Below are 22,204 nucleotides of genomic sequence, written 5' to 3'. Positions count from 1 at the left end.
CCGGAGACGGGGAGGACGTATGGAGCCCAACCACAAGCAGCTGGTGCAGCTTCTTCCGCTCCTGCCTCTGCTGGCCGAACTGGGCCGGACTGAGCATGTCACCGAAACCGCCGAACTCCTCGGAGTACCCCAGTCCACGGTGAGCAGGGCGCTGGCGCGCGCCAGCGCCGTCGTCGGTACCGAACTCCTGGTCAGGGACGGCAGGGGAGTCCGCCTCACCCCGGCCGCCCGGTCCCTGCTGCCCTATGTCCAGCGGGCGCTGACGGAGTTCCAGGCAGGGCTGGACCTGGTCCGCAACGAGTCCGATGTGGTCCGCGGCAGGATCTCAGTATCGTTCCAGCACACCTTTGGTGAGTCCACCCTCCCGCTCCTCATCAGCGCCTTCCGCAGCCGCCACCCTGGCGCCGTGTTTACGCTGAGCCAGGGAGCGCGCGATTCCTGCCTTGCCGAGCTCGCGGCGGGCGAGTCCGACCTGGCGCTGACCGCGCCGGTGGCAGCCCCCGGCAGGAACCTTCTCTCCGCCCCGCTCTACCGAGAACCCCTGTGCCTGGTGGTCCACCACACCCATGCGCTCGCGGGCAGGCCGGTGGCGTCCGTCGCGGACATCCGTTCGGAACCGTTTGTGGCACTCGGTCCCGGGTACGGCATGCGCTCGCTGACCGATGCGCTGTTCCGTGAGGCCGGATACCGTCCCCGCATTGCCTTCGAAAGCCAGGATTCCCATACCGTCCGGGGGCTCGTCTCGGCTGGCCTCGGCGTCAGCATCCTGCCGCCTGGCGGGGACGCCCCCGGCCGGAACGTCAGCGCGGAAACGGGCAACCTGGGCTGGGTCGAGGTGCCCCTCGACTCGGCCCTGGCCTTCCGTGACGTCGGCCTGAACTGGCGGCAGCGTAAAACCGAGGTTGAACAGGCTGCCGTCCGGCTGTTCCGCGACATGGTCCTCACCGAGGGGCCGGAGCTCCTCGCCGGGCTGGTGGAACGGCGGTCCCGGCCGGCCAGTCCCCGGGACGACCGGCACGAACCTTCACTAGACCGGTGACCAGTACCCTTGTGACGTGACGAACACCGAAAATACCGCTGCCCGGCCCGCCCAGACGCTGACCCCACCGTCCAGTCCGCCCGGTGGTGTCATCATCGGCCTGGACATCGGCGGGACGAAAACCCACGGCATCCGGTTCGAAAACGGGGTTCCGGTGGCTGACGAGTCTGCAGGGAGTTCGAACGTGCAAAACGTCACCCGGGATGAAGCAGCCCGCAACCTGGCCAGCCTCTTTGAAAGGATCGGCGGCGGTACGGTGTCCCACGTGTACGCAGGATCCGGCGGCATCGACACCGAGGAGGACGCCGCAGCCCTCGCCGGGCTGATCGAACCGCACGTTCCCGGCGCGCACATCACGGTGGTGCATGATTCGCGGCTGCTCCTGGCAGCAGGCCACGCCAGCACAGGCGTGGCGGTAATCGCCGGCACCGGTTCGGCGGCCTGGGGCAGGAACGCAGACAGCCTGGAGGCCAGGGCGGGAGGCTGGGGTTACCTGCTGGGTGACGAAGGCAGCGGTTATTGGCTGGGACGGGAAGCTGTCCGGCATAGCCTGCGGCGGATGAACCAGGGCCTTCCGGTGGACCAGTTGACTGCCGCGCTGCTGGCCGCCTGCGGAGTGGACCATCCGAACCGCCTCATCGCGCATTTCCATTCCCCGGACACGGGCCGCCGTTTCTGGGCGCAGCAGGCCCGGCACGTCGTGGAGGCGGCAGCAGCGGGCCATCCGGCGAGCCAGGCACTGCTCGAGCAGGCAGGCCAGGACCTGGCCGGACTGGCCCTGCAGGTACTCCACCAGTTGGAGATCCCCGGACCGGTCATCCTGGGCGGCGGGCTGGGCATGAACGTGGTGCCGCTCCAGGACGCCTTCCGCCGGCACCTTGCGGAGGCCGGGGTGGCCGATGTCCGGGTCCTGGACCAGGAACCTGTCTTCGGTGTGCTGCAACTGCTGGCAGAACCTGCCTGACGGGTAGCGCGAGCGGGGACGCGCACCCGCCGGGCCGGGTCCTCAACGTGACGCGCCCGGCCTATACGGTCCCTACACCGATCGCTTGCGCGGAGTGAGCCGCACGGCAGGAAGCGGGGGAGCCGGGATGCGGCCGGCCTCCGGACCGGCGTCAGGACCGTGCCCGGGGACCAGGCCGTAGCGGGCTGCTGCCGTCTCCCCGTCGGGAAGGGCTGCCTGCGCCTCCCATGCATCCCGGGCCTGCTCGACTTCTTCGTGCGTCCGTCCCACGAAGTTCCACCACATCAGCAGTTCCTCCTGGAAGGGCTCCCCGCCGATCAGGAGGAAACGCGTACCGGGCTTCGCCTGCACCTGCAGTTCCCGCCGGCCGATGCCAAGGTAGCCCAGCGGCCCGGGGGTAAGCTCCTGGCCGTCCAGCGTCAGCCCGCCGTCGAGCACCAAAATGCCGTGCTCAAAGTGCTCGTTGAGGGGGAGCACGGCACTGCCTTCGCAGGAAACGTCCGCTCCCACAATCGGGGAATACATCGTTGCCGGCGAGACCGCACCGCCAAGTTCGCCCACCATCACGGTGGCGGTAAAACCGTCGCCGGCTGCTTTCGGAAGGTCGCGGTGCTGCTCGAACGCCGGCTGCCGGTGCCGTTGCCCATCCGGCAGGGCCACCCAGAGCTGCAGGCCCCGCTGCAGGGGCAGTTCGCCCCCCGGCGGAAGCACTGCGAACTCCGAATGGGACACCCCGTGCCCGGCTGTCATGATGTTCAGCTCGCCGGGCCGCACCACCACGTCGCTGCCCACGCTGTCCCGGTGCCGGATGGTTCCGGCCAGCGGCCAGGTCACCGTTTGCAGCCCGATGTGCGGGTGCGGAAGCACGGACATGGCGGTCCGGTCCGGGCCGAAGCTGTCCAGGAAGCACCAGGCGCCGATGGTCGGAAGCCCGCGCTGGGGAAGCGTCCGTAAGACATTCATGGCGCGCACTCCGCCCAGCGGTACTTCACGTTCAGGCCACAGCTGCAGGCAGGGGCCGGAGCTTCCTTCCGGCTGTGCCGGCGGGCAGACTTCCTGTTGCGGGGAAACTTCCAAATTGGTCACGTCCCCACTCTAGGGCGGGTTACCACCCCGCGGTATGGCCTGCCCGCCACCTGCCACTCGTCCCTACCCATCCGGCCGGGGACCGGCGCCGAATGATCACAGTTAGGGATTCCTTTGCCGGAATTGGGGCGTGCTGCAGGTGTTGCCGCGTCCGGTTTGGGTTACCGTAACTATCAGCGTGCTGTGACAATTTCGCGTTGCTTTCCGAAGCCGTCCAACAGAACAGGTAAGTCCGCCCATGGACCAGGCCATGATCGAGTTTCAGAGCGTCACCAAGCAGTACCAGGGCGGGCAGCCGGCCGTGGACCAGCTCACCATGTCCATCAGCCAGGGTTCCATCACCGTATTTGTCGGGCCCTCCGGCTGCGGAAAGACCACCTCGCTGCGCATGATCAACCGCATGGTCGAGCCCACCTCAGGTGTCATCACCGTAGCGGGCAAGGATGTCACCTCGGTCCCGGCGCCGGAGCTGCGCCGTTCCATGGGATATGTGATGCAGTCCGCGGGATTGCTGCCGCACCGTTCGGTGCTGGACAACATCGCCACCGTACCCAGGCTCAACGGTGTCTCGAAGTCCGATGCAAGGAAACGTGCAGGGGAACTGCTCGACGTCGTCGGCCTGGCCCCTTCCCTGGGCAAGCGCTACCCGTCACAGCTCTCCGGCGGCCAGCAGCAGCGCGTGGGTGTAGCCCGGGCCCTCGCAGCGGACCCGCCCGTCCTCCTGATGGATGAACCCTTCAGCGCCGTGGACCCTGTTGTCCGTGACGAACTCCAGCAGGAACTGCTGCGGCTGCAGAAGGACCTCGCCAAAACCATTGTTTTTGTCACCCACGACATCGACGAGGCCACAACACTGGGGGACAGGGTGGCTGTCTTCGCGGTGGGCGGAAGGCTCGCCCAGTACGCTGCGCCGGAGGAAATCCTGCGTGCCCCGGCCAACGACTTCGTGGCCTCCTTCGTTGGGCGCGACCGCGGTTTCCGCCACCTTGGATTCACCCCGTCCGACGGCGTCACGCTCCACCCGGTGCCAACCATCGTCCGCGGTCCCTCCGGTTACGGGTCCGATCCCGGAGCCTCCGGCGGCTGGCAGCTTGTGGTGGATGCGGATATGCGCCCGCTGGGATGGGCGGCACCGGGCACCGACACCGGCCTCATCCCCGGCGGTTCGCTGTTCCGGCCGGGCGAGAGCCTACGCCGGGCGCTGGATGCTGCCCTGTCGTCACCGTCGGGCCTTGGCGTGGCGGTCGATTCCGAGGGAAAAGTCCTGGGCGTGGTCCGCGGCGGCGAAGTCCTGGCCCTGATTGAAGAGGCACGCCAGATACGGCAGGCTGCGCTCTGATGGAGTGGTTCCTGGCGAACAGCGGCATGGTCCTGGAACGCTCGGGCCAGCACATGCTCCTCGCCCTTGTCCCCATGGTTTTGGGGCTGCTGATTTCCATCCCGCTCGCGCAGCTTGCACGGCAGAACCGCACTCTCCGCTCGGTGGTGCTGACGGCGTCGTCGCTGCTGTACACCATCCCGTCGCTGGCATTGTTCATCATCCTGCCCACGATCCTCGGCACCCGGATCCTCGACCCGCTCAACGTGGTGGTGGCACTGACCATCTATGCCGTGGCCCTGCTGGTGCGTGCAGCCCTGGACGCCTTCGACTCCGTGAATGAGGATGTCAGCCAGGCCGCCGTCGCCATGGGCTACAGGCCGCTGGCGCGGTTCCTGCAGGTGGATCTGCCGCTGTCCCTCCCTGTCCTGTTTGCCGGCCTGAGGGTGGTGTCCGTCAGCAACATCTCCCTGGTCAGCGTTGCAGCCCTGCTGGGCATCGGGAACCTCGGGATGCTCTTTACGTCCGGCCTGCAGCGGGATTTTGTTACCGAAATCGTGGTGGGCATCATCGCCATCCTGGTCCTGGCACTGCTGATGGACGCCATCCTGGTCCTCCTGGAGCGGATTCTCACGCCCTGGGAACGGGCCGGGAAGCGGCCCACGCCGCAAGCAGCGGGAGGCGGCGCACCAGCGGCAGCGGCGGAAGCGCGTCGTCTTTCCGAGCCGAAAACGGGAGGCGGAAACGCATGAGCGTCTTCACCGACACCTTCGCATGGCTTGCCGACCCTGAGCACTGGACCGGCAGCGCCGGTATTCCCACCCGGCTCGGCGAGCACCTGCAGTACACCGGCCTGGTGATGCTGATTGCCGCCGCAATCGCCGTTCCCGTCGGCCTGTACGTCGGCCACACCGGCAGGGGGAGGGTAGCCATCGTTGCCCTCGCAGGTGCCCTGCGCGCCCTGCCAACCCTCGGGTTGCTGACACTCTTCGTCCTGCTTGCCGGCATCGGCCTCATGCCCCCGGTCTGGGCACTGGTCATCCTGACGGTACCGCCGCTCCTCGCGGGCACCTATGCCGGAATTTCGAGTGTGGACCGCAACGTGGTGGACGCCGCCCGGGCGATGGGAATGACTGAACTCCAGGTCCTGTTCCGGGCCGAGCTGCCCAATGCGCTGACCGTGATGTTCGGCGGCTTCCGCACCGGCGTGCTGCAGGTCATCGCCACCGTCTCCGTCGTTGCCTACATCAACCTTGGCGGCCTTGGCCGCTACCTCTTCGACGGCCTTGTCCTCAGCGACTTCCCCCAGATGCTGGGAGGCTCCCTGTTGATCGCAGCCTTGGCCATCGCCGTCGACCTCGTCCTGTCCCTTTTCCAGAGGCTCTTCCTCTCATCAGGAGCCTCGAAGCAGTCACGCCGCAGCCAGCAGGCTGCGGTCGATCTCACAGACCCCGTGATCGCGGAGGCTGTTGTACAAGGAGGTAAGTCATGAAAGAAAGCCGTTCCCAACACTTCGGCAGGAGGGCCCTGGGCGGGCTCGCCGCCGGGCTCGGTGTGGCACTGGCGCTGTCCGCCTGCGGTGGTTCCGATCCCTTGAGCAATGCTCCGGCCACCAGTGCAGGAGGCTCCGGCGAAGCAACGTCCCTGGTGGTTGGCTCGGCTGACTTCCCGGAAAGCCAGATCGTGGCCGAACTGTACGCCGGTGCGCTGAACGCGGCAGGCCTCACGGCCACCACCAAGCCGAACATCGGCTCCCGCGAGGTGTACTTCAAGGCTGTCCAGGACGGTTCGGTGGATGTGGTTCCGGACTACACCGGAAACCTGCTGCTGCACGTGGACAAGGAAGCCACAGAGGAATCGGCGGAAGACATCGCCGGAGCGCTGCCGGACAAACTGCCCGACGGCCTTGCGGTTGCGGAAGCTTCCAAGGCGGAGAACAAGGACGCCATGGTGGTCACCAAGGCAACCGCCGAGAAGTACCAGCTGAAGTCCATCGAGGACCTGGCCAAGGTCTGCAGCGAGATCGTGGTGGGAGCCCCCGCCACCTTCGCTGAACGTGCCTACGGGCTGCCCGGCTTGAAGGAGAACTACAACTGCGAGCCCAAGAAGCTGGAGCCCTTCAGCGACGGCGGCGGCCCGGTGACCCTCAAGGCCCTGCTCGAAGACCAGGTCCAGGTGGCTGACATCTACACCACCACCCCGTCCATCACTGACAACGACCTGGTGGTCCTGGAGGACCCCAAGAACAACTTCATCGCCCAGCAGGTGATCCCGCTGTACAACGAGGCGAAGATGACGGACAAGGCGAAGGAAGCGCTTAACTCCGTCTCGCGGATCCTCACCACCGAGGACCTGATCAACCTCAACCGGGCAGTCAGCGGCGACCAGAAGCAGGGTGCCAAGGAAGCGGCCGACGCCTGGCTCAAGGACAAAGGCATCGTCAAGTAGGAGCGCGCTTACCTGCTGTGCCAGTACGACGGCGGCTGCCGGACTTTTCCAGTCCGGCAGCCGCCGCCGTTAAGCCTGGGCCCCTGTGCTGCGGGCTGCACGTGACGCGGGTGTGGCTGACGTCTCAGCGGAAGCGCATCCCTCCTGTGGCATATTTAGTGGATGGCAGAATTCAAGCAGTCCACGAAGCTCAACAACGTCCTTTACGACATCCGTGGACCGATCCTCCAGGCCGCCCAGCAGATGGAAGCGGAGGGGCACCGGATCCTCAAGCTGAACATCGGAAACCCGGCGCCGTTTGGCTTCGAAGCCCCCGACGCCATCCTGGTGGACATGATCCGCCACCTGCCGCATGCCCAGGGCTACAGCGACTCCCGTGGCATATTCTCGGCGCGTACCGCCGTCTCGCAGTACTACCAGACCCGCGGGATCCAGAACATCCACGTCGATGATATTTACCTGGGCAACGGCGTCAGCGAGCTGATCACCATGTCCCTGATGGCACTGCTCGACGACGGCGACGAAGTCCTGATCCCCACGCCGGACTACCCCTTGTGGACCGCGTCCGTGGCGCTCGCAAGCGGGAAGCCAGTCCACTACCTCTGTGACGAGGAATCCGGCTGGCAGCCTGACCTGGAGGATATGGAAGCCAAGATCACGCCGCGGACCAAGGGCATCGTGGTTATCAACCCGAACAACCCCACCGGCGCCGTCTACCCCGAAGAAACGCTGAAAAAGATTGTGGGCCTCGCGGAGAAGCACGGGCTGGTGATTTTCGCTGACGAGATTTACGAAAAAATCCTGTACGAAGACGCAGTCCATGTGAACCTCGCCAAGCTCACCGGCGACCACGTCCTGTGCCTGACCTTCAGCGGATTGTCCAAGGCTTACCGCGTGTGCGGGTACCGTGCAGGCTGGATGGCCATTTCAGGCCCCAAGAAAGATGCAGCCGACTACCTTGAAGGCATCAGCCTCCTGGCGAACATGCGTCTCTGCGCAAATGTTCCCGCCCAGCACGCCATCCAAACGGCGCTCGGAGGCTACCAGAGCATCAACGACCTGATCCTGCCCGGCGGCCGCCTCCTGGAACAGCGCAACAAAGCCTATGACATGCTCAACGCCATCCCAGGCGTCAGCACCCAGCAGGCGCGTGGTGCCCTGTACCTCTTCCCCCGGCTGGACCCCGAGGTCTACCACATCCGGGATGACGAGAAGTTTGTCCTCGACCTCCTTCGGGAGCAGAAGATCCTGGTTTCCCACGGCCGCGCCTTCAACTGGGTACGCCCGGACCACTTCCGAATGGTCACCCTGCCCAACGTCAAGGACATCGAAGAGGCAGTTGGGCGGATGGGGGACTTCCTAAGCAGGTATCAGGGGAACTAGCCTGTGGACACGGGCGCCTCGGGCCCGTGTACCTTCGCGGAAAGGATTCCCTCATGGCCGGCGTCGTCCAGTTCGATCAGCACCCCTCCGAAACCCTTCGGGCAGGGGAGGGCTTTTCCTTGGCGGACGTGGATCCGGACTCCACTCCCGGCTACAGCGGCGCCAAGGAGGACGGCAAAGCCCTCCTGGCGGATCTGGACGACGAGCTGGGCGAGCTGCAGGAAAAGCTGTTTGCCGAGTCGCGGTTCGGCGGCCGGAAGCGGATCCTGCTGATCCTCCAGGCGATGGACACGGCGGGCAAGGGCGGCATCGTTAACCACGTAATGGCAGCCATGGACCCGCAAGGCGTGCAGTTCAAGGCGTTTAAGGCCCCGACGGACGAAGAGAAGTCCTACGACTTCCTGTGGCGGATTGAGAAGGAAGTGCCGGCTGCCGGAATGGTGGGCGTTTTCGACCGGTCCCATTATGAGGACGTGCTGATCCATCGGGTTCACGGCTGGACCAGCCCCGATGAGATCAAACGCCGCTATATGGCGATCAACGAGTTCGAGTTGCGCCTTCGGGACTCCGGGACCAGCGTCGTGAAGGTAATGCTCCACATCAGCGGGGAGGAACAAAAGTCCCGCCTGCTGGCCCGGCTGGATGACCCCGCCAAACACTGGAAGTACAGCAGGGGGGATCTGGACGAGCGCGCCTTCTGGGAAGACTATATGGATGCCTACCAGGCCGCCTTCGACGAAACGAGCACCCCGGACGCGCCCTGGCATGTGGTGCCGGCCAACAAGAAGTGGTACGCCAGGATCGCGGTTCAGCAGCTGTTGCTGGGGGCTCTTTCCAACCTGAACCTGGAGTGGCCCAAAGCCGGGTTTGATGTGCCCACCGAGCGGGAGCTGATCCTCCGCTCCTGAAGCTCTACAGCGGCTGGTCCCGGGCAGCGGCCAGCCGCTTCCTGGCGCCTTCCAGCCATTCCTCGCACCGTGCGGCCAGGGCCTCGCCCCGCTCCCACAGGGCAAGGGATTCCTCCAGGCTGGCACCGCCCGCCTCCAGCCTCCCCACCACGGCGATGAGCTGTTCGCGTGCTTCCTCATAGCTCAGTGCTGCGACGTCGTTTCCTGGCTTTTGCTCAGACATGAAGGTCTCCGGTTTCCGATGTGTGCTGTTCAAGGCTGCCCGTGGACGTGGCGCCGAAGCGGCCTTCCGCCACCCGGACGGAGAGCGGGGTTCCCGCCGGTGCTTCCGCCGGGCGGCGCACCACCGCGTGCCCTGCGCTGCCGGACTGTGCTGCCTGGGCGTCGGCGAGTTCGACGACGGCGTACCCCCGGTCGAGCGTCTTCTGCGGGGACAGTGCGCGTACCTGGGCCTTCAGGTGCTCCAGCTGGTCGGCGGCCCGCACCACGGTGGAGTTCACCGCCGCGGAGGACCGTCGGAGCAGCCGCTCGATCTCCTCGGAGCGGACGGTCACCATGCCTTCAGGTGCAGCCATGACGGGCCTTGAGTGAAGAGACGCCAGGCGGTCCGATTCCCTGTCCACGAGACGCTCCATGCAACGGCGCAGCTGCTCCCGCGCCTGCCGGACCCCTGCCAGTTCTTCGGAGACTTCCGGGACGATGCGCTTGGCCGCGTCTGTGGGAGTCGAGGCGCGCAAATCCGCAACGTCGTCCAGCAGCGGCCTGTCCGCCTCGTGGCCGATGGCGCTCACCACGGGAGTGGAGGCGGCTGCCACAGCCCGGATCAGTTCTTCGCTGTTGAAGGGCAGCAGGTCCTCCAGGGCGCCGCCGCCCCGGGCGATGACAATAACGTCCACCTCAGGGTGGGCGTCCAGGTCCCGCAACGCGCGCACCACCTGGGAGACAGCCGTGTTTCCCTGCACGGCAACCTCCCGGATTTCGAACTCCACAGCGGGCCAGCGCAGGGCGGCGTTCCGGAGGATGTCCTTTTTCGCGTCCGAGTCGCGGCCGGTAATGAGGCCGATGCGGTGCGGCAGCAGGGGCAGCGGCTTCTTACGTGAGTCCGCGAAGAGCCCTTCAGCGGCGAGGGCCTGGCGAAGCCGCTCAATCCGGGCAAGGAGGTCGCCCAGGCCTACGGGCCTGATGTCCCGCACCAGCATGTTCAGCCGGCCGGTCTTGATCCAGAACTCGGGCTTCAGCAGGGCGACCACCCGGGAACCGCGTTCCAGCGGCAGGTTCTGGCGCTCCAGCACCTTCGTCCACACCGAGGCCGGCAGCGAAACCTCCGCGTCAACGTCCCGCAGAGTGAGGTACGCGTTGCTGCCACGGCGGTTCAGCTCAATGACCTGGCCTTCGACCCAGGCCGACGGCGTGCGGTCGATGTGGGCTTTCAGCTTCTGCGAGAGGAGCTGCAGCGGCCATGGGTTGTCCGGGGTGGTTTCGGCCGCCGTTGCAGGAAGGGTGGTGGGTGCAGCCAGTTGCTGACCAGGGACCGGAAGTGAGGCCTGTTCAGACATGCGGAGTCCCTTGCGGGGCTGGAGCTGCGGGCATGGGGTCCTTCGTCTGTTGTGCGGCGGTCATTCAACCTTATCCATAAGCTGTAGCATCCGGGGCTGACAATGGCAGGCCAGGACGCCCGCCTAGGATGGGTTGACCGCCATCGACCTGAAGGACCTGCTGTGCGCACTTTTGTTTCCGCTGCTGCCACCGTGCTGGCCGTACTGCTCGCCGCTGTGGCAGTTCCGGCCGTATGGCTGGACCGAACCATAGTCCAGGAGCAGGGCTTCGTGGAACTGGCGGCACCGCTGGGCAGGAATGCAGAGTTCCAGCAAGGACTGGCTGTGGCCGCCATCGGGACGATCGACACCAGCGCCGTCCCGGGCTTCCTCTCGGACCTGGTCCGGCCGGTCCTGGAGGACGCTGCGGCGTCCCTGGCCAATCTTCCCGGCTACCCCGCCGCATGGGAAGAAACGCTGCGAAAGAGCCACCGCCTTAGCTTCGCGGGGACGGACGCGGACAGCCCTGAAGGCGCGTCTGCCTCATCACTGACCCTCGACGTCGCGCCCCTGGTGGCGCTGGGCGCCGAGGAGATCTCACGCACCACCAGGCTTCCCCTGGAACCGCCGCAGCAGACGCTGATCAACGTGGGCCAGCCGGAGCACAAGGAATGGACGGAGCGCCTGCGGACCTATGCCCCCGCCGGCTACCTGCTGGCCGGGGGAGCGGCGGTGGCGTTGCTCCTGGCCCTCGTTGCCGCCCACCGGCGCTGGACAGTGCTGGTGGGTGCGGGAGTTGGCGCCTTGCTGCTGGCAGCACTCTGGACGCTCGGCGCGCAGGCGGGCTCTGCCGCGGTGCTGGCCAAGGACAGCGGAAACGAGGTGGCCAACATGTTCAGGAACGAGTTCGTAGCGGCGTCCTCCGCCGACTTCCAGGCATGGATCTGGACGGCGGCAATCACCGGCGGGGTGCTGGCGCTGGCAGGAATTGTGGCCGGCCTCATACCGCGAAAGCAGGCACGCGCTACCCGGTAGAATCGAGTAATGACCGCCTCAGCTGTTTCCCTATCGATGCCCACTATCCCGCGTAGGCGCCGCTCTCCCGAGGAAGTAGCTGCTGCAGCCCCCGTATCCGGAACCAAAAAGGTGCTGCTCGCTGCTCCCCGCGGATACTGCGCCGGTGTTGACCGTGCCGTCATCGCCGTTGAGAAGGCCCTGGAACACTATGGCCCTCCGGTGTACGTGCGGAAGCAGATTGTGCACAACGTCCATGTGGTCAGCTCCCTGGAGGAAAAGGGTGCCATATTCGTTGACGAGACGGATGAAGTGCCGGAGGGTGCGCTGGTGATTTTCTCCGCCCACGGCGTTTCGCCGGCGGTGGTCCAGTCCGCTGAGGACCGCGGCCTGCGCACCATCGACGCCACCTGCCCGCTGGTGACAAAGGTCCACAAAGAAGCCGTACGGTTCGCGAAGGACGATTTCGACATCCTGCTGATCGGCCACGACGGCCACGAGGAAGTTGAAGGCACGGCCGGCGAAGCTCCGGAACACATCCAGATCATCAATGGCCCGCACGAAGTGGACAAGGTGACGGTGCGGGATCCGGAAAAGGTCATCTGGCTGTCACAGACCACCCTCAGCGTTGACGAGACCATGGAAACAGTCCGCCTGTTGAAGGATCGGTTTCCCACGCTGCAGGACCCGCCCAGCGACGACATCTGCTACGCCACCACCAACCGCCAGGTGGCAATCAAGAAGATCTCCCCCCAGGCAGATCTGGTCATTGTGGTGGGCTCGGCTAATTCCTCAAACTCCGTGAGGTTGGTGGAGGTTGCCCTCGAATACGGCGCCAAGGCCTCCTACCGCGTGGATTTTGCCAATGAAGTTGATGAGGCCTGGTTCGAAGGCGTTGCAACAGTTGGCGTGACGTCCGGGGCCTCCGTCCCCGAGGTGCTGGTGCAGGACGTGCTGCGCCTGCTCGCCGACTACGGCTACGGCACCGTTGAGGAAGTTGTCACGGCCGAAGAGGATCTCCTCTTCTCGCTGCCCAAGGAGCTCCGGGCAACCCTGAAGCAGGCCGGCGATGTCAGCCGCGCCCTGGGTGGACGCCGCCCGCGAAGCTGAGAACGCGCGGCTCGAGGCTAAGAGCAAGGGGGGAGGGCCTGGCAGCTATGGCTGCCAGGCCCTCTTTCTTATCCGGATTCCATGTCCGGCAGCCCCTAACCGGCAGGCTGCCCTCAGGCGGCCTCGTCCTCGCTTTGGAGTTCGGGGGCGGCCAGCGCGCGCGGTGTGACCTCCACAACCGCAGGAGTGACCAGGCCCGACTCCTCCAGCGTGTTCAACTTCCTGGCAGTGGGAAGGACACGCGCTTCCAGCGTCCCCACCATGGAGTTGTAGCGGTCCACGGACGACTTCAGCGAAGACCCGAGTTTGCTGACATTGTCGCCCAGGGTCCCCATCCGGTCGTACAGCTGCCTCGCGAGGTCAAACAGTTCGCGGGCGCTGTCCGTCAGGACGTCCTGGCGCCAGGTGAAAGCTACGGACTTCAGCACAGCCAGCAGCGTGCTGGGCGACGCCAGGACCACGTTCCGGGAGAGCGCATGGTCAAGGAGTTCAGCATCAGCCATGAGTGCCGCGGCCAGGATTGACTCGGCCGGGATGAAGCAGATCACCAGCTCCGGAGAGTTGCCAGGGATGTCCCAGTATTTTTTGTTGCTGAGTGCATCCACATGGGCCCGCAGCGCCTTTGCGTGGGCAGCCAGGAGCGCCTGCTGCGAGCGGCGGTCCGTACCCGGTTCCAGCCCGGGCTGGAATGTACGGGAATCCGTGGACGCGCCGAGCTCCTGCGCCTCCAAGTAGGCCGACAGGGGGACCTTTGCGTCAACTACCAGCTGCTTCTCGCCGGGCAGTTGGACCACGAGGTCCGGGCGGACGGACGACTCGCCGCCGGCGCTGTGGACCTGTTCGATGAAGTCCACGTGCCGGAGCATCCCGGAGGCCTCCACAACGCGCCGCAACTGGACCTCTCCCCACTGCCCGCGCGCGCTGTTGGAACGCAGGGCGGACTCCAGTGCGTGGGTGGACCGGATCAGCTGCTCGTCCGAAAGCCGGGCTTCCTGCAGTTGCTGGGCCAGCTGGCCGTACTGTTCCAGCCTGTCCCGCTCCAAAAGCGCCACCTGCTGCTGCACTGCGGTCAGTTTCTCGGCCACGGGCGCCAGTGCACGGAGCACACTGCCGTCCTGGGACCGTGATTCCCCCAGCTCCCGGTTCTGTGCAGCCAAAAGGCGGCGTTCGGCGTCGGCCGCGGCAAACTGTGCGCTCACCTCCGAAAGCCGCGACGACACGGCGTCGAAGTCCTCTTCCACCGCCCGGCTGTTTTTCCGCAGCACAAAGTAGGTGGCTGCGGCACCCGCAAGGGCCCCCAGCAACAGCATGAACAAAGCCAGTATCAGCGCAAAAGCATCCATGTGCTCACTGTTGCACGGGGCTGTGACATTTCCCGGAAGCGACATTTCCGCCCACCGCCCCGGAACCCCTTCGCGCCCTGCTGCGGGTAGAATCAATGCTCGTGGCTCTTACTATTGGCATCGTCGGACTGCCCAACGTCGGCAAATCAACCCTTTTCAACGCACTGACCCGCAACCAGGTGCTGGCGGCGAACTACCCGTTCGCCACCATCGAGCCCAACGTCGGCGTCGTGAACCTGCCCGACCCCCGCCTTCAGAAGCTGGCTGAGATCTTCGGTTCGCAGCGCCTCCTGCCGGCGCCGGTGTCCTTCGTGGACATCGCCGGGATCGTCAAGGGCGCGTCCGAAGGTGAAGGCCTGGGCAACAAGTTCCTGGCCAACATCCGCGAGGCCGAGGCTATTGCCCAGGTGGTGCGCGTGTTCGATGACCCCGATGTGATCCACGTCGATGGCAAAGTGGACCCGCGCTCCGACATGGAAACCATCAACACCGAGCTCATCCTGGCCGACCTGCAAACCATCGAGAACGCCATCCCGCGGATCGAAAAGGAAGTCAAGATCAAGAAGCGGGAAGCTGCGGAGCTTGCCGCCATCAAGGCAGCCCAAGTGGTTCTGGAGCGCGGCGATACCATCTTCTCTTCCATCAAGAGCGACAAGCTGGAAATGGAACACCTCAAGGAGCTCGGCCTCCTGACGGCAAAGCCGTTCATCTACGTCTTCAACGCCGACGAAGCCATCCTGGGCAGTCCCGAAAAGCAGGAGGAACTGCGGGCCATGGTTGCCCCGGCGGACGCCGTTTTCCTCGACGCCAAGCTCGAAGCCGACCTCGTGGAACTCGACGAGGAAGAAGCCCGCGAAATGCTGGAAATGAACGGCCAGGACGAATCCGGACTGGACCAGCTGGCGCGCGTCGGCTTCCACACGCTGGGCCTGCAGACCTACCTCACGGCAGGCCCCAAGGAAACCCGTGCCTGGACCATCCGCCAGGGGGATACTGCACCGCAGGCAGCAGGGGTAATCCACTCTGACTTCCAGCGCGGCTTCATCAAAGCTGAGGTGGTTTCCTTCAATGACCTCGTCGAAGCCGGGTCCATGGCCGAGGCCAAGTCCCGGGGTAAGGTCAGGATCGAAGGCAAGGAATATGTCATGGCCGACGGCGACGTGGTGGAGTTCCGCTTCAACGTCTAGCCCACAGAATTTTTGGACGGGCCTATCTGCTTCCGCAGATGGGCCCGTCTCTGTTTATGCGATGGGAGCATCCGTGGGTTCTATGTGCCGATAATGTAATCCGTCCAGCCTCAGGAAACCCGCGCTGGGCGACCTGCAGCACGTGACCTAGGATCTACCCATGACGACTCTTCAGGGTGCGGTTGTTCTGGTAGTCGGCGCCACCGGTGGACTCGGTTCGCGCATCGCCGCTCAGCTGGAGAGTAACGGCGCCACCGTCGCCCGGTCGTCAAAGTCTGCTGGGCACGATCTGCGCGCACCCTCCGTGATCCAGGAGGTGCTGGATGAGACGAATGCGCGGTACGGACGCCTCGACGGGCTAGTGGTTGCGTCCGGGGTTGTTGCCTTCGGCGCCGCATCAGACCTTGAACCCGCCACCGTGGACGAACTCTTCGCTGTGAACACGACCAGTCCGATCCAGCTCATTACCCAGAGCCAGCCCTACCTCGCGGCCTCGGCACGTGAGGGCCGGGAGCCCTTTGTTGTCACACTGAGCGGCGTTGTCGCCGAGGCACCTGTCGCCGGTCTGGCGGCGTACTCGGCGTCGAAGGCTGGGCTCGCGGCCTTCGTTGTCGCAGCGGCGCGCGAGTATCGCCGCGCCGGTATCCGAATCGTGGACGCCCGCCCCGGTCACACTGGCACCGCACTGTCCGACCATCCGATCGCCGGGTCAGCGCCGCAATTCGGCGCGGAGCTGGATCCAGACCTGGTTGCAGCGCGAATTATCACCGCGATCGTCGACGGCGAAAAGGATCTGCCCAGCACCGCCTTCTAAGCTCGGCCGCGTCCTTCAACTGAGCGCCAAAGAAGCTAATGGACCCCGAAGCGGGTTCTTTGCTGACGGCGGTGCGTCGAAGCCATTTTGCTCGAGTCGGAAACGACTTGGAGCGTCAGGCGTCCATTTGCATGGCCTGTGGGCATCAGCCACAGTGCTCGAGTAGACGGTATCGTGAGCACCGCCGTCGTGCTGAAGCACTGCTCCGCGCTGGCAGGAGGCAACACGGCTGGTGCGAACGGCGTCGACGATCGCGCCGTCGGACGCCTTATCCTGAGTACAGGGCGTGATCCTGGCAGTTCCAGGAGCCCCTCCCGCAGAAGGAAAACAAGGAGGCGGCATGCCCGTCAGGCGTCTGATGCAGGTCATCACCACGGCACTAGCGGCTGCCCTGGTGCTTTCGGGCTGCTCCGGGAGCGGAAGTCCGGCCCCCGTGGTGGTGGGGGAGGCCAAGCGAGGCGGCAGCGCCACGGTTGCCGAGGTCAACGCGTTCTCGTCCTTCAACCCGTACAGCACTGACGGCAACACGGACATCAACTCGAAGGTCGGGCACATCACCCACTCGGGTTTTTACTACCTCGATGACTCGTCCACCGTGGTGCGCAACGAGAAGTTCGGACGCTTCGAAAAGGTGTCCGACGAGCCGCTCAAGGTGAGGTACACCGTCAACGAGGGCGTCACGTGGTCTGACGGTGAAGCGATCGACGCGGGTGACCTCCTGTTGAGCTGGGCTGCCGGCTCCGGCTACTTCGACGACGCCGATCCCCTGGCCGGCACCGGCACGAAGTATTTCTCCACCGCCGCCGATACCAGCGGCCTGGCCGGAACAGTCCTTCCCGAGGTCGGCGCGGACGGGCGATCCATCACCCTCGAGTACGCAGCGGCCTACGCCGACTGGGAAGTGGCGTTCGACGTCGGCCTGCCGGCCCACGTGGTGGCCGCGAAAAGCGGCCTGAACGATGAGGAAGACCTCATCGACCTGATCAAGGACTCACCCCGCGGTGATGTCGAAGATCCCGCGGTCAACACTGCGCTCAAACAGGTCAGCGACTTCTGGAATTCCGGATTCGACGCCAAGGGTCTTCCTGATGATCCCTCGCTGTATCTTTCCAGCGGACCGTATATCGTCCGGGACATCGTCCCCGAGGTTTCCATGAGGCTGGTGCGCAACCGCGACTACATTTGGGGCCAGGAACCGTGGCTCGATGAGATCAACATCCGGTTCAGCGGGTCGATGCCGGCAGCTGTGGATGCCCTCCGGAACGGTCAGGCGGACATCATCTCACCCCAGCCCTCTGCCGGCACCGATGATCTGTTCACTGGCTTGGTTGAACAGGGCAACACCGTCGAGCGTTACAACCAGTCCGGGTATGACCACCTGGACCTGAACTTTTCCGGCCCCTTCGCACGGGATGACGTCCGGGAGGCTTTCCTCAAGACAGTTCCGCGGCAAGCCATTGTCGACGCCGTCGTCGGGGACCTGCTGCCCGATGCAAAACCCCTCGACTCGCATGTGTTCCTGCCGGGGCAGCCAAAGTATGACGACACCGCCAAGAACAACGGGTCCGCGGATTATGCCGAGGTGGACATCGACGGGGCCAAGGCGCTCCTGGAGGGAGAAACCCCCACCGTTCGGGTCCTCTACAACCGTGACAACCCCAACCGCACCGAGGCATTCGCCCTGATCCGGGACTCGGCAGCCCGGGCCGGCTTCCAGGTTGTCGACGCCGGACAAGGCAACGCCGACTGGGCCCGGGCCCTGGGCGGCGGCGGGTACGACGCAGCGCTGCTCGGCTGGATCGGCAACGGAGTGGGAGTCAGCCGCGTCCCCCAGATCTTCCGCACCGGCGCCGGCAGCAACTTCAACGGATTTTCCGACCGGGACGCCGACAAAGTCATGGAGGAACTCGCCGGGACCACTGACCTGGCCAAACAGGACGAGCTCCTGGCGGAGATTGATAAGCAGGTATGGGAGAACGCCTACGGCCTCCCGCTGTACCAGACTGTGGGCACAACAGCTTTTAGTGCCCGGATAACGGGCGTAAAACCGAGCCCGGGCCCCTTGGGCGTCTGGTGGAACGTCTGGGACTGGCGGCTGGCCTAAGCCCCTTTTTTGCCCTGCCGCACGCGCCGTGGCACGGTTCACATTTCCAATTCGCCCTAATGCCTACCGGCGAGTAGCATGTGACTTGCACAACTTCCGTTGACCGACTAGGCGTTCAGTTTAAGCCGGTCACGGTTTGGCAACGGAGTACCAGCATCTGGACTTCATGCGGTTAGGCTACTCGTATATGTAGGTTGCGTCACAGCGGAAAGCTGCGTCTCGCCTGCGGGGAAGCACCAAATTCCCCTCGTTATCTCCCACAACTCATAGGAGGCGGAATGCGTTTTGCGCGCACTTCCAAAGCACTGGGCATCGTGGCAATCGCCGCACTCGCCCTGACCGGCTGCGGCGCTGGAGGCGGCAGCAATGACGGTGCCAGCCAGTCTGCCGGCGACCCGAACAAGGTCATCACTGCTTACAACAGTGAACCCCAGAACCCACTCTTGCCCGCGAACACCAACGAAACGAATGGTGGCCGCGTTGTCGAATTGCTCTTCGAAGGTCTTCGCAGTTACGACGCCGATGGCAAGCCGGTCAATGCCCTTGCCGAGTCCATTGAATCCTCCGATGCCCAGAACTGGACCATCAAGATCAAGCAGGGCCAGAAGTTCACGAACGGTGAAGCGATCACTGCCAAGACCTTCGTCGATTCCTGGAACTTCGCCGCGAACTCCAAGAACCTGCAGAACAACGGCTTCTTCTTCGAATCCATAGCAGGGTACGAGGAGGTGTCGGCAGTGACAACCGAAAAGTCGGCCGACGGCAAAACCACCACCACTCCGGCGCCGACCGCCGAAACCATGTCCGGCCTGGTTGCCACGGATGATTCCACCCTCACAGTAAAACTTGCGCAGCCCGAGGCTGACTGGTCGCTCCGCCTTGGCTACTCAGCGTTCTACCCCTTGCCCTCTGCCGCAATTGCAGACCCGAAAACCTTCGGCGAGAACCCGGTGGGCAACGGCCCGTACAAGTTCGAGAAAGAGGGAGCCTGGGTCCACGACCAGTCCATTGCGCTGGTAAAGAACCCCGACTACAACGGACCTCGCGCAGCTAAAAACGGTGGTGTGACGTTCAAGTTCTACACCGATCCTGCACCGGCCTACACCGACCTGCAGGCCGATAACCTGGACATCACCGATGTGCTGCCGTCGAATGCTACCAAGACGTACGTCACAGATTTCCCGGACCGCAACGCCTCCCAGCCTGTGGCGACAAACGGGACCTTGAACATCCCGCCGTACAACCCGAACTTCCAGGGTGAAGCCGGCAAGCTGCGCCGCCAGGCCCTCTCCTACGCGATCAACCGCGAGGAGATTACCAAGGTGGTCTTCAGCGGAACCCGTACCCCCGCTAAGGCCTTCGCTCCGCCGGTCATTGATGGCTTCAAAGAAGGCCTCAAGGGCAGCGAAGTCCTTAAGTTCGACCCCGCGAAGGCCAAAGACCTGTGGGCACAGGCTGAAAAGATCCAGCCGTACGACAATTCCAAGCCGCTCCAGATTGCCTCCAACACCGACGGTGGCCACAAGGAATGGATTGACGCGGTGGCGAACGGTTTCAAGAACAACCTCGGTATCCAGGCTGAAATACAGCCGTTCGCCAAGTTCGCCGAGGTCCTGAACCTGCGCAAGTCCCAGCAGCTGCCTGGCCTGACCCGCGCCGGCTGGCAGGGTGACTACCCGTCGCTCTACAACTTCCTGGGACCGGTTTGGGCCACGAACGCTTCCTCGAACTACGAGAAGTACTCCAACCCTGAGTTCGACAAGCTGCTGCAGGAAGGCCTCGCAGCCAAGAATACGGAAGAGGCGAACGCCAAGTTCAACCAGGCGCAGGAAATCCTGTTCCAGGACCTTCCGGGCCTGCCGCTCTGGGATTACGCGAAGCCGATTGTGTGGAGCAATAACGTTGTGAAGGCCGAGACCGGCTGGAACGGCAGCATCCTCTACTACAACATCACTGCCAAGTAGTCCCAGATCTAACTTGCCGCCAGGCGCATTGGGGGTCCGGTCACGGCCGGGCCCCCATTGGCTTGCACGGCAGGAAGGCACCAATGAACCTGTACTCTTCCCACCAGGAAGGCTGGTGATCCGGTGGTCCGCTTTATTCTGCGCCGACTCCTGCAAGTGATCCCTGTTTTCCTCGGCACAACCCTCCTTGTTTATTACATGGTGTTCGCCCTTCCCGGGGACCCCATCGCGGCGCTCTTCGGCGACCGCCAGCCTCCGCAGGCCGTTATCGACACGCTGCGCAGCCAGTACCACCTCGATGAGCCTTTCTGGGTCCAGTACGGCCTGTTCCTGAAAAACCTCTTCACCTTCAACCTGGGCAATGACTTCACCGGGCAGCCTATTGCAGCCACTCTGGGCAGGGTCTTCCCTGTTACGGCAATGCTCGCTGTTGAAGCGTTGGCCATCCAAGCCATTTTCGGCGTTGCGTTCGGCGTTTTCGCCGGCCTCCGCCGCGGCGGCTGGTTCGACTCCACTGTCCTCGTGGCGTCCTTGGTGGTGATCGCGGTTCCCACCTTTGTCCTCGGCTTTGTGTTCCAGCTCGTCTTCGGCGTGCAGTTGGGCTGGGCGAAGCCCACTGTAGGTGCCAACGCAGACTGGGGCTCCTTGTTGCTTCCGGCTGTGGTCCTGGGCCTGGTGTCCTTCGCCTATGTGCTCCGCCTGACCCGCACCTCGGTCAGCGAAAACATGAACGCGGACTACGTCCGGACCGCCACCGCCAAGGGACTCTCCCGGCCGCGGGTGGTTCTGGCCCACATCCTGCGCAACTCGCTGATCCCCGTGGTGACCTACCTTGGTGCCAACCTGGGCGGCTTGATGGGCGGCGCCATTGTCACCGAAGGCATCTTCAACGTTCCGGGCGTCGGCAACAAGCTTTACCAGGCAGTCCTCCGCACAGAGGGACCCACTATCGTCTCCATCGTCAGCGTCCTGGTGCTGGTGTTCGTGGTAGCCAACCTGCTTGTTGATCTCCTGTATGCCTGGCTTGACCCGAGGATCCGCTATGACCAGTAATAACAGCCACTACGTGGCGCCCATCGACGAAACCCCGTTGTTGGCAACGGACGCCGTCAAGACTGACCAGGCACCACTCAGCCTGTGGTCGGACGCCTGGCGCAAGCTCCGCCGTCGTCCACTGTTCATCATTTCGGCGCTGCTCATCCTGGCCCTCACGGTGGTTGCGCTGTTCCCGGGCCTGTTCACCTCCGTTGCACCCAACGAAGGCTGTGAACTCGCCAATTCCGAGGGCGGTCCCACGGCCGGACACCCCTTCGGCTTCACCTTCCAGGGCTGCGACATCTACTCCCGCGTTATCCACGGTACCCAGGCCTCCCTGTCCGTTGGCATTCTGTCAGTGCTGTGCGTCCTGGTCATCGGCGTGACCCTCGGTGCCCTCGCCGGCTACTACGGCGGCTGGATCGACGCCGTACTGGCCCGGCTGGGCGACATCTTCTTCGCCCTGCCGCTGATCCTCGGCGCGCTGGTCATCACCCAGTTGCCTCTGTTCCGCGAGAACAAGAGCGTGTGGACAGTAGTCTTTGTGATCTCGCTGCTGGCCTGGCCGCAGATGGCCCGCATCACCAGGGGTGCCGTTATTGAAGTGCGCAATTCGGACTTCGTTACAGCCGCCCGCGCGCTGGGCGTTTCCAGGTTCGGCGCGCTGGTGCGGCATGTGCTGCCGAACGCTCTCGCTCCGATCATCGTCCTGGCCACCCTGGAGCTCGGCGTCTTCATCGTCGCGGAGGCAACGCTGTCCTTCCTGGGCATCGGCCTGCCGCAGAGCATTATGTCCTGGGGCAATGACATCGCCGGGGCGCAGGCATCCATCCGAACCAGGCCGGAAATTATGCTGTTCCCGGCCGCGGCACTGTCCATCACGGTGCTGAGCTTCATCATGCTGGGCGATGCGGTACGTGACGCCCTTGATCCGAAGAGCCGCCAGCGATGA

Annotated in this window: 20 protein-coding genes; 16 read left to right on the top strand and 4 right to left on the bottom strand. The window is 64.5% G+C overall.

Going from position 1 to position 22,204, the window contains the following annotated elements:
- Positions 1 to 19 precede the first annotated feature (19 nt).
- Together M1D93_RS13140 and M1D93_RS13135 are read left to right on the top strand one after the other, a co-directional pair.
- Positions 20 to 1,039 carry a LysR family transcriptional regulator gene (locus tag M1D93_RS13140; protein ID WP_461171958.1) on the top strand — a complete coding sequence of 340 codons (1,020 nt, stop codon included), beginning with the start codon at positions 20 to 22 and terminating at the stop codon, positions 1,037 to 1,039.
- Between the two features lie 16 nt (positions 1,040 to 1,055).
- The gene (locus M1D93_RS13135; protein WP_461171957.1) at positions 1,056 to 2,003 is read left to right on the top strand and encodes an N-acetylglucosamine kinase; all 948 of its coding nucleotides are present in this window, start codon (positions 1,056 to 1,058) and stop codon (positions 2,001 to 2,003) included.
- A gap of 72 nt (positions 2,004 to 2,075) precedes the next feature.
- On the opposite strand, the gene M1D93_RS13130 is transcribed toward M1D93_RS13135, so the two are convergent.
- Positions 2,076 to 3,089: a pirin family protein gene (locus tag M1D93_RS13130; protein WP_461171956.1), complete on the bottom strand. Its 1,014-nt coding sequence runs from the start codon at positions 3,087 to 3,089 to the stop codon at positions 2,076 to 2,078.
- Between the two features lie 238 nt (positions 3,090 to 3,327).
- On the opposite strand from M1D93_RS13130, the gene M1D93_RS13125 reads away from it, so the two are divergent.
- From M1D93_RS13125 to M1D93_RS13100, 6 genes are all read left to right on the top strand, one after another.
- Complete coding sequence (locus M1D93_RS13125; RefSeq protein ID WP_461171955.1) at positions 3,328 to 4,428, top strand: ABC transporter ATP-binding protein; 1,101 nt, start codon at positions 3,328 to 3,330, stop codon at positions 4,426 to 4,428.
- Positions 4,428 to 5,159, top strand: a complete 732-nt coding sequence (locus M1D93_RS13120) for an ABC transporter permease (protein ID WP_461171954.1) — start codon at positions 4,428 to 4,430, stop codon at positions 5,157 to 5,159. The genes M1D93_RS13125 and M1D93_RS13120 overlap by 1 nt, the downstream gene beginning before the upstream one ends.
- Positions 5,156 to 5,899 carry an ABC transporter permease gene (locus M1D93_RS13115; RefSeq protein ID WP_461171953.1) on the top strand — a complete coding sequence of 248 codons (744 nt, stop codon included), beginning with the start codon at positions 5,156 to 5,158 and terminating at the stop codon, positions 5,897 to 5,899. The genes M1D93_RS13120 and M1D93_RS13115 overlap by 4 nt, the downstream gene beginning before the upstream one ends.
- Positions 5,896 to 6,855, top strand: a complete 960-nt coding sequence (locus M1D93_RS13110; RefSeq protein ID WP_461171952.1) for an ABC transporter substrate-binding protein — start codon at positions 5,896 to 5,898, stop codon at positions 6,853 to 6,855. The genes M1D93_RS13115 and M1D93_RS13110 overlap by 4 nt, the downstream gene beginning before the upstream one ends.
- A gap of 162 nt (positions 6,856 to 7,017) precedes the next feature.
- Positions 7,018 to 8,238, top strand: coding sequence for a pyridoxal phosphate-dependent aminotransferase (locus tag M1D93_RS13105; RefSeq protein ID WP_461171951.1), 1,221 nt, complete (start codon positions 7,018 to 7,020; stop codon positions 8,236 to 8,238).
- Between the two features lie 53 nt (positions 8,239 to 8,291).
- On the top strand, positions 8,292 to 9,146 hold the full coding sequence (locus M1D93_RS13100; RefSeq protein ID WP_461171950.1) for a polyphosphate kinase 2 family protein: 855 nt from the start codon (positions 8,292 to 8,294) through the stop codon (positions 9,144 to 9,146).
- Between the two features lie 4 nt (positions 9,147 to 9,150).
- On the opposite strand, the gene M1D93_RS13095 is transcribed toward M1D93_RS13100, so the two are convergent.
- Positions 9,151 to 9,369: an exodeoxyribonuclease VII small subunit gene (locus M1D93_RS13095; RefSeq protein ID WP_461171949.1), complete on the bottom strand. Its 219-nt coding sequence runs from the start codon at positions 9,367 to 9,369 to the stop codon at positions 9,151 to 9,153.
- The gene (gene xseA / locus M1D93_RS13090; protein ID WP_461171948.1) at positions 9,362 to 10,702 is read right to left on the bottom strand and encodes an exodeoxyribonuclease VII large subunit; all 1,341 of its coding nucleotides are present in this window, start codon (positions 10,700 to 10,702) and stop codon (positions 9,362 to 9,364) included. Before xseA ends, M1D93_RS13095 begins: the two co-directional genes overlap by 8 nt.
- Positions 10,703 to 10,864: 162 nt before the next feature.
- On the opposite strand from xseA, the gene M1D93_RS13085 reads away from it, so the two are divergent.
- Together M1D93_RS13085 and M1D93_RS13080 are read left to right on the top strand one after the other, a co-directional pair.
- Positions 10,865 to 11,716, top strand: a complete 852-nt coding sequence (locus M1D93_RS13085) for a hypothetical protein (RefSeq protein WP_461171947.1) — start codon at positions 10,865 to 10,867, stop codon at positions 11,714 to 11,716.
- 9 nt (positions 11,717 to 11,725) lie between these two features.
- A complete protein-coding gene (locus tag M1D93_RS13080) occupies positions 11,726 to 12,805 on the top strand; it encodes a 4-hydroxy-3-methylbut-2-enyl diphosphate reductase (protein ID WP_461171946.1) in 1,080 nt (359 codons plus the stop codon).
- A 113-nt stretch (positions 12,806 to 12,918) separates the two neighbouring features.
- Here M1D93_RS13080 and M1D93_RS13075 read toward each other — a convergent pair whose 3' ends face one another.
- Entirely contained in the window at positions 12,919 to 14,148 is a 1,230-nt protein-coding gene (locus M1D93_RS13075) for a DNA recombination protein RmuC (protein ID WP_461171945.1), read from the bottom strand.
- A gap of 101 nt (positions 14,149 to 14,249) precedes the next feature.
- Here M1D93_RS13075 and ychF point away from each other — a divergent pair, with 101 nt between their 5' ends.
- The 6 genes from ychF to M1D93_RS13045 all read left to right on the top strand — a co-directional run bounded on the left by ychF (position 14,250) and on the right by M1D93_RS13045 (position 22,204).
- The gene (gene ychF / locus M1D93_RS13070; RefSeq protein WP_163162110.1) at positions 14,250 to 15,335 is read left to right on the top strand and encodes a redox-regulated ATPase YchF; all 1,086 of its coding nucleotides are present in this window, start codon (positions 14,250 to 14,252) and stop codon (positions 15,333 to 15,335) included.
- A gap of 160 nt (positions 15,336 to 15,495) precedes the next feature.
- Positions 15,496 to 16,149, top strand: coding sequence for an SDR family NAD(P)-dependent oxidoreductase (locus M1D93_RS13065; RefSeq protein ID WP_461171944.1), 654 nt, complete (start codon positions 15,496 to 15,498; stop codon positions 16,147 to 16,149).
- 340 nt (positions 16,150 to 16,489) lie between these two features.
- Positions 16,490 to 18,253 (top strand): ABC transporter family substrate-binding protein, encoded by a 1,764-nt coding sequence (locus M1D93_RS13060; protein ID WP_461171943.1) that lies wholly within the window; start codon positions 16,490 to 16,492, stop codon positions 18,251 to 18,253.
- A 278-nt stretch (positions 18,254 to 18,531) separates the two neighbouring features.
- On the top strand, positions 18,532 to 20,217 hold the full coding sequence (locus M1D93_RS13055) for a peptide ABC transporter substrate-binding protein (RefSeq protein ID WP_461171942.1): 1,686 nt from the start codon (positions 18,532 to 18,534) through the stop codon (positions 20,215 to 20,217).
- A 123-nt stretch (positions 20,218 to 20,340) separates the two neighbouring features.
- Positions 20,341 to 21,270: an ABC transporter permease gene (locus tag M1D93_RS13050; protein ID WP_461171941.1), complete on the top strand. Its 930-nt coding sequence runs from the start codon at positions 20,341 to 20,343 to the stop codon at positions 21,268 to 21,270.
- Entirely contained in the window at positions 21,260 to 22,204 is a 945-nt protein-coding gene (locus M1D93_RS13045; protein ID WP_461171940.1) for an ABC transporter permease, read from the top strand. The genes M1D93_RS13050 and M1D93_RS13045 overlap by 11 nt, the downstream gene beginning before the upstream one ends.

The sequence above is a fragment of the Arthrobacter sp. Z1-9 genome, assembly GCF_054792695.1.
The sequence above is the reverse complement of the archived record's forward strand: the minus strand, read 5'-3'. Positions and strand labels throughout refer to the sequence as shown.

Bases quoted from the DNA above. Each gene is read 5' to 3' on its own strand.
- M1D93_RS13140 (WP_461171958.1), top strand. From the start codon at position 20: ATGGAGCCCAACCACAAGCAGCTGGTGCAGCTTCTTCCGCTCCTGCCT.
- M1D93_RS13125 (WP_461171955.1), top strand. From the start codon at position 3,328: ATGGACCAGGCCATGATCGAGTTTCAGAGCGTCACCAAGCAGTACCAG.
- M1D93_RS13120 (WP_461171954.1), top strand. From the start codon at position 4,428: ATGGAGTGGTTCCTGGCGAACAGCGGCATGGTCCTGGAACGCTCGGGC.
- M1D93_RS13115 (WP_461171953.1), top strand. From the start codon at position 5,156: ATGAGCGTCTTCACCGACACCTTCGCATGGCTTGCCGACCCTGAGCAC.
- M1D93_RS13110 (WP_461171952.1), top strand. From the start codon at position 5,896: ATGAAAGAAAGCCGTTCCCAACACTTCGGCAGGAGGGCCCTGGGCGGG.
- M1D93_RS13105 (WP_461171951.1), top strand. From the start codon at position 7,018: ATGGCAGAATTCAAGCAGTCCACGAAGCTCAACAACGTCCTTTACGAC.
- M1D93_RS13100 (WP_461171950.1), top strand. From the start codon at position 8,292: ATGGCCGGCGTCGTCCAGTTCGATCAGCACCCCTCCGAAACCCTTCGG.
- M1D93_RS13095 (WP_461171949.1), bottom strand. From the start codon at position 9,369: ATGTCTGAGCAAAAGCCAGGAAACGACGTCGCAGCACTGAGCTATGAG.
- xseA (WP_461171948.1), bottom strand. From the start codon at position 10,702: ATGTCTGAACAGGCCTCACTTCCGGTCCCTGGTCAGCAACTGGCTGCA.
- M1D93_RS13080 (WP_461171946.1), top strand. From the start codon at position 11,726: ATGACCGCCTCAGCTGTTTCCCTATCGATGCCCACTATCCCGCGTAGG.
- M1D93_RS13075 (WP_461171945.1), bottom strand. From the start codon at position 14,148: ATGGATGCTTTTGCGCTGATACTGGCTTTGTTCATGCTGTTGCTGGGG.
- M1D93_RS13065 (WP_461171944.1), top strand. From the start codon at position 15,496: ATGACGACTCTTCAGGGTGCGGTTGTTCTGGTAGTCGGCGCCACCGGT.
- M1D93_RS13060 (WP_461171943.1), top strand. From the start codon at position 16,490: ATGCCCGTCAGGCGTCTGATGCAGGTCATCACCACGGCACTAGCGGCT.
- M1D93_RS13055 (WP_461171942.1), top strand. From the start codon at position 18,532: ATGCGTTTTGCGCGCACTTCCAAAGCACTGGGCATCGTGGCAATCGCC.
- M1D93_RS13045 (WP_461171940.1), top strand. From the start codon at position 21,260: ATGACCAGTAATAACAGCCACTACGTGGCGCCCATCGACGAAACCCCG.